The organism is Amycolatopsis sp. NPDC006125 (assembly GCF_040614195.1).
Lineage (GTDB): Bacteria > Actinomycetota > Actinomycetes > Mycobacteriales > Pseudonocardiaceae > Amycolatopsis_E > Amycolatopsis_E tucumanensis.
This window is the reverse complement of sequence record NZ_JBEXTZ010000195.1, coordinates 1-6,008: the sequence shown is the minus strand read 5'-3', so window position 1 is coordinate 6,008 and position 6,008 is coordinate 1. Positions and strand designations below refer to the sequence as shown.

The 6,008-nt window shown below is 71.4% G+C and carries 3 protein-coding genes and 2 pseudogenes; 3 read left to right on the top strand and 2 right to left on the bottom strand.

What is annotated here, in order from left to right:
- Positions 1 to 289 (bottom strand): annotated as a pseudogene (locus tag ABZ193_RS43050) (PaaX family transcriptional regulator); the annotation flags it as partial.
- 74 nt (positions 290 to 363) lie between these two features.
- Here ABZ193_RS43050 and ABZ193_RS43045 point away from each other — a divergent pair.
- Both ABZ193_RS43045 and ABZ193_RS43040 read left to right on the top strand, forming a co-directional pair.
- Complete coding sequence (locus ABZ193_RS43045) at positions 364 to 1,995, top strand: AMP-binding protein (RefSeq protein ID WP_020417172.1); 1,632 nt, start codon at positions 364 to 366, stop codon at positions 1,993 to 1,995.
- A gap of 10 nt (positions 1,996 to 2,005) precedes the next feature.
- Positions 2,006 to 4,375, top strand: coding sequence for a bifunctional salicylyl-CoA 5-hydroxylase/oxidoreductase (locus ABZ193_RS43040; protein ID WP_354714591.1), 2,370 nt, complete (start codon positions 2,006 to 2,008; stop codon positions 4,373 to 4,375).
- Between the two features lie 12 nt (positions 4,376 to 4,387).
- Here the strand turns inward: ABZ193_RS43040 and ABZ193_RS43035 are convergent, their stop codons facing one another.
- Positions 4,388 to 5,563, bottom strand: coding sequence for a helix-turn-helix domain-containing protein (locus tag ABZ193_RS43035; RefSeq protein WP_354714589.1), 1,176 nt, complete (start codon positions 5,561 to 5,563; stop codon positions 4,388 to 4,390).
- 213 nt (positions 5,564 to 5,776) lie between these two features.
- Here ABZ193_RS43035 and ABZ193_RS43030 point away from each other — a divergent pair.
- Positions 5,777 to 6,008, top strand: a pseudogene (locus ABZ193_RS43030) (MFS transporter); the annotation flags it as partial.

Sequence of the window (6,008 nt, the reverse complement as noted above, 5' to 3'; positions counted from 1 at the left end):
CGCGGCGGCGTTCGAAGATGCGGCGGTCGCCTTCGTCGAGGATTTCCCGTGCGGTGTCGGACAGTTCGTACCCGGCGACGCCGCCGACCTTCGCCGCGGTGAGCAGTCCCCGGCGCTTGAGGCGGAAGATCGACGAGCGCACCGAGGGCTCGTCGACCCCGCACTGCGCCAGCAACTGGATGAGCGAGGCGACGCTCATCCAGCCGCCCGCCTCCCGGGCGTAGAGGCCGTAGACGGTGACGATCAGCGCGCGTGGTTTCGGCGCGCGGTCTTCGGGATCGGCAGGCACGCGGCGCAGCTTATCGGGTGCCCTGCTTTCTGACGATTGCTTGACTGTCGTCACGAAGAGAGAATACTTGGCCTATGACCACCGTGGGTCCGGGGCTCAGCCCCTCCGCTCATGTCGACACCTTCTGCCGGGACCACCTCCCGCCGGCGCGGTTGTGGCCCGAACTCCTCCTCGACCTGCCCTACCCGCGACGACTGAACTGCGGGGCCGAACTGCTCGACGCGGTGATCGCCGAGCACGGGCCGGACCGCCGGTGCCTGCTCACCACGGACGGCCGGGCCTGGACCTACGGCGAGCTGCGCGACCAGGTGAACCGCACCGCGTGGGTGCTCACCGAGCAGCTCGGCGTCGTCCCCGGCCGGCGCGTGCTGCTGCGCGGCCCCAACACCCCGGCGCTGGCCGCGTGCTGGCTCGCCGTGATGAAGGCCGGCGCGGTCGCCGTGCCCACCATGCCCCTGCTGCGGGCGGCCGAGCTCACCACCATCGCCGAGATCGCCCAGGTCGGCCTCGCCCTGTGCGATGCGCGCTTCACCGACGAACTGCGCGCCGCGGACCTGCGCGGCGCGCCGGTGGTCACCTACGGATCGGCGGCCCCGGACGATCTGGACGCGCGGACCCGCGGCGCGCCGGTGGAGTTCACCGCCGTCGACACCGCGGCCGACGACGTCGCCCTGCTGGCCTTCACCTCGGGCACCACCGGACGGCCGAAGGCCACCATGCACTTCCACCGCGACATCCTCGCGATCGCCGACACCTTCTCCCGGCACGTCCTCAAACCGCGCCCGGACGACCTGTTCACCGGGACGCCGCCGCTGGCCTTCACCTTCGGCCTCGGCGGGCTGCTGGTCTTCCCGCTGCGCGCCGGCGCGGCCACGCTCCTGATCGAAAAGGCGACCCCCGACCAGCTCGCGGACGCGATCGAGGCCCACGACGTCACGGTCTGCTTCACCGCCCCGACGGCCTACCGCTCGATGCTCCGCTCGGGCCGGGTGCAGGCGCTGGGCCGGTTGCGGCGCGCGGTGTCGGCGGGGGAGCACCTGCCGGAGTCGACCTGGCGTGCCGTGCACGAGGCGACCGGACTGGCGCTCATCGACGGCATCGGCTCCACCGAGATGCTGCACATCTTCGTGTCCGCCGCCGACGACGACATCCGGCCGGGCGCGACCGGCCGCGCCGTCCCCGGCTACCGGGCCGCGATCCTCGACGACCACGGCGAGCCGCTGCCGCCCGGCACGCCCGGCCGTCTCGCCGTGAAGGGCCCGACCGGCTGCCGCTACCTCGCCGACGACCGGCAGGCCGCCTACGTGCAGAACGGCTGGAACATCACCGGCGACACGTTCGTCGCCGACTCCGACGGCTACTTCCACTACCTGGCGCGCAACGACGACATGATCGTCTCCGCCGGCTACAACATCGCCGGCCCGGAGGTGGAGGAAGCGTTGCTCGCGCACGACGCCGTGCAGGAATGCGGAGTGGTCGGCGCCCCGGACACCGAACGCGGGCAGATCGTGAAGGCGTTCGTGGTCCTGCAGCCGGGCGTCGCGGGCGACCTGGATCTGGTGGCCGAGCTCCAGGCCTTCGTCAAGCAGCGCATCGCCCCGTTCAAGTACCCGCGGGCGGTGGAGTTCGTGGACAGCTTGCCGCGCAGCGCGACCGGGAAGCTCCAGCGGTTCAAGCTGCGGCAGCGCGCCGCGCAGGCCGGGTGAGGAGACGAGGATGCGGATCGCGGTCGTCGGCGGTGGCCCGGGCGGGCTGTACTTCGCCGCGCTCGCCCAGCAGCTGAGCCCGGGCGACGAGATCGACGTCTGGGAGCGCAACGCCGCCGACGACACCTTCGGCTTCGGCGTGGTGTTCTCCGACGAGACGCTCGGCGGCATCGAGCACGCCGACGAGTCGGTCTACCGGCAGATGGAGCGTGAGTTCGCCCGCTGGGACGACATCGACGTCCACTACCGGGGCCAGGTGCTGACCAGCGGCGGGCACGGGTTCGCCGCGATGAGCCGGAAACGGCTGCTGCAGATCCTCCAGCAGCGGTGCGCGGAACTCGGTGTGCGGCTGCACTTCCGCACGCTCGCCCCGGACGTCGGCCGGCTCGCCGCGGACTACGACCTCGTGGTCGCCGCCGACGGGGTGAACTCCGCGGTGCGCGCTCGCCACGCCGGCGTGTTCCGCCCGTCGCTGGAGTCCCGCCGCTGCGCCTACATGTGGCTCGGCACGGACAAGGTGTTCGACGCGTTCAAGTTCTACATCGTCGACACCCCCTACGGGGTCATGCAGATCCACGGCTACCCGTTCGACGCGACCGGCAGCACCTTCATCGTCGAGATGGCGGACGAGGTGTGGCAGCGCGCCGGGTTCAAGGCCTTCGCCGACCGCGAGTTCGCGCCCGGCGACTCCGACGAGAAGTCCATCGCGCTGGTGCGGGAACTGTTCGCCGACGTGCTCGGCGACGCCCAGCTGCTGGCGAACAACTCCCGCTGGATCACCTTCACCACCGTGCGCAACCAGCGGTGGCGCCACGGCAACGTCATCCTGCTCGGCGACGCCGCGCACACCGCGCACTTCTCGATCGGCTCCGGCACCAAACTCGCCATGGAGGACGCCCTCGCGCTCGCCGCGGCGCTGCACGAGCAACCGGACGTCGAGCGGGCGCTGGCCGCCTACGAAGCCGAGCGGCGGCCGGTGGTCGAGTCGACGCAGCGGGCCGCGCAGGCGAGTCTGGAGTGGTTCGAGAACCTGGGGCAGTACGTCCACCAGGAGCCGGTGCAGTTCGCCTTCAACATCATGACCCGCAGCCGCCGGGTCACCTACGACAACCTGCGCGTGCGGGACCCGGAGTTCGTCGAGCGGGTGGACGAGTGGTTCGCCCGGCACGAGCAGTGGCGCGGCAACGGCGACGGCGACGTGCGGCCGCCGATGTTCCAGCCGCTGCGGGTGCGCGGGCTGGAGCTGAAGAACCGGGTCGTGGTGTCCCCGATGGACATGTACCGGGCGACCGACGGCCTGCCCGGGGACTTCCACCTCGTCCACCTCGGCGGCAAGGCGCTCGGCTGCGCGGGCCTGGTGATGACGGAGATGGTGTGCGTGTCCGCCACCGGCCGCATCACCCCCGGCTGCACCGGGATCTACACCCCCGAGCAAACGCGGGCGTGGCGGCGGATCACCGATTTCGTGCACACCGAGACCACGGCGAAGATCGGCATCCAGATCGGGCACTCCGGCCGCAAGGGCTCCACGCGGCTGATGTGGGAGGGGATCGACCAGCCGCTGCCGGAGGGCAACTGGCCGGTCGTCGCGCCGTCGCCGCTGCCGTACCGGCCGGGGGTGAACCAGGTGCCGCGGGAACTGACGGTGCGGGACCTCGGCGAGATCCGGCAGCAGTTCACCGACGCGGCGGCGCGCGCCGTCGAGGCCGGGTTCGACTTGCTGGAGCTGCATTGTGCGCACGGGTACCTGCTGTCGTCGTTCATCTCGCCGCTGACGAACCAGCGCACGGATCGCTACGGCGGTTCCCTGCGGGCGCGACTGCGGTTCCCGCTGGAGGTGTTCGCCTCGATGCGCGAGGTGTGGCCGTCCGATCGGCCGATGAGCGTGCGGATTTCGGCCACGGACTGGTGCGACGACGGGATCACGGCCGACGACGCGGTGGAGATCGCGGCCGCCTTCGCCGAGGCGGGTGTGGATCTGGTGGACGTCTCCACGGGCCAGGTCCACCCCGACGAGAAGCCCGCGTTCGGCCGGTCGTACCAGACCCCGTTCGCCGACCGGATCCGCAACCGCACCGGCGTCGCCACGATGGCCGTGGGCGCGATCTCCTCGCACGACGACGTGAATTCGATCCTGCTGGCCGGCCGCGCGGACCTGTGCCTGCTGGGCCGTGCCCACCTCTACGACCCGAACTGGACCCTGCACGCGGCCGCGGAACAGTCCTACACCGGCCCGGGCGTCGACTGGCCGCTGCCGTGGCGCGCGGGTTCCCGCCGCCCCCAAACGGGCCGCACGGAAGGCCCGAAGCCACGCCTGGAACTCATCCGCCACGGCGAACCGGGCACGGCGCACCGCAGGTGGCGGCCCGGGCGGGGGTGAGGCGCCGGAGATTCAGCCGCCGCTGTCGCGTAGTCGCCGGGCGCGCGATTTCCACTCGTGCCTCCGGAGCGCCCACCACACCTCGCTGATGTCCTGGGCCGATTCCAGCTTCCGGCCGCACAGGTGTTTCGCCTGGTTGATCCGGTACCGCACCGTGTTCGGATGGATCACCAGCGCCTTGGCCGCCGCCGCGGTGTTCATGCCGGCGGCGAGGAACGCGTCGAGGGAGGACACGAGTTCCTGCCCGAACTCGCCCTGTGCTAGCAGGGGCCCGAGGATCCGGTCGACCAGGTGGTCGCCGACCCCGTGCTCGGACGCGACCGCCACCCGCAGCGAGAGGTTCTCCAGCGTTTGCGGTCCGGTGCGGCCGAACTCGAGACCGACCTCGATCATCTGGCCCGCGACCCGATGGGATTCGGGGATCTGGGTCAGTTCGACGGCAGGCCCGACGCCGACCGTCGGGCCCTCCCCGGGCAGGCCTTCCCCGGTGAGAATGCCGACCGCCTCGCCCTCCACGACCGCGCCGAACGGCGCCAGCCGGTGCGTGGTGCCCCAGCGCAGGATCGCCTGCAGCAGCTGCGCGGCCGATTCCCCGGTGCCGGGCCGAGCCCGGAACGCGCGGTAGCGGGCCGTGGCGACGAGTCCGAACGAAGCCGCGTGCAGTCCCATGTCGGGCGTGGCGAGTCCATCCCGGAGCAGACGGCGCACGAACTCGACGCGACGGGTCTCCGCGGTGCGCGCCATGTCGAGGTCCTCGTCGCGGTGCGCCACCGCGTACTCGCGGCTGACGAGGTCGTTCACCTCCCACAGGATGCGGACGCCCTCCAGCTGTATCGCGGGTTCGACGCCCAGGCCGGTCGCCGCGCGGATCACGAACTCCCGCAGCGCCTGGAAGGACAGCCGGATGGCGAGCAGGACGTGTTCGATCGGGATTCCGGCGCGGGCCCGTTCCGCGGCCACCGAGACGTCCTGAACCCGCTCGGGGACCTGCCCGTCGGTCAACGAGCGGGACGCGGTCTCGATGTGCTGCCGCAACGACCGGTGCAGCGACGCGCGGGGGACGGCCGCGTAGGTCGGCACCTTCTCGACGATTTCGGTGATGATCTCCCCGGCCAGCCGGTCGGCGTTGTCGCGCAGCAGCCGCGCGAGATCGTCGAAGGCGCCGGCCATGTCCGCGGACTCCCTCATCGGACCTTCCTTCTCGAGCAGCCCGTTGTGCGACGACACAATCAACGGGCTTGTGCGTCAGTGGGTCAGACATGGATCGCACCCGAGTGTCGCACCTAAAGTAGCAGCCAGGCCGCATGTGCGGCGGTTTTCGAGGCGACCGGGACGCCAGTGCTGATCCCGCTTCGGCAACACCCATTGTCGTGGTGCACAACCACGACCTCATCAAAGGAGATGAGCGCCGTGAGCGACCAACCGACGCAGGTGCCGAGCACGACGCTGGCCCGCGTGGCCATGGCGAGCTGTGCCGGCACGACCATCGAGTTCTACGACTTCTTCATCTACGGGACCGCGGCGGCGCTGGTCTTCCCGACGGTGTTCTTCCCCGCGCTCGGTTCGGCGGCCGGGACCGTCGCGTCACTGGCGACCCTCGGCGTCGCTTTCGTCGCGCGGCCGCTCGGCGCGG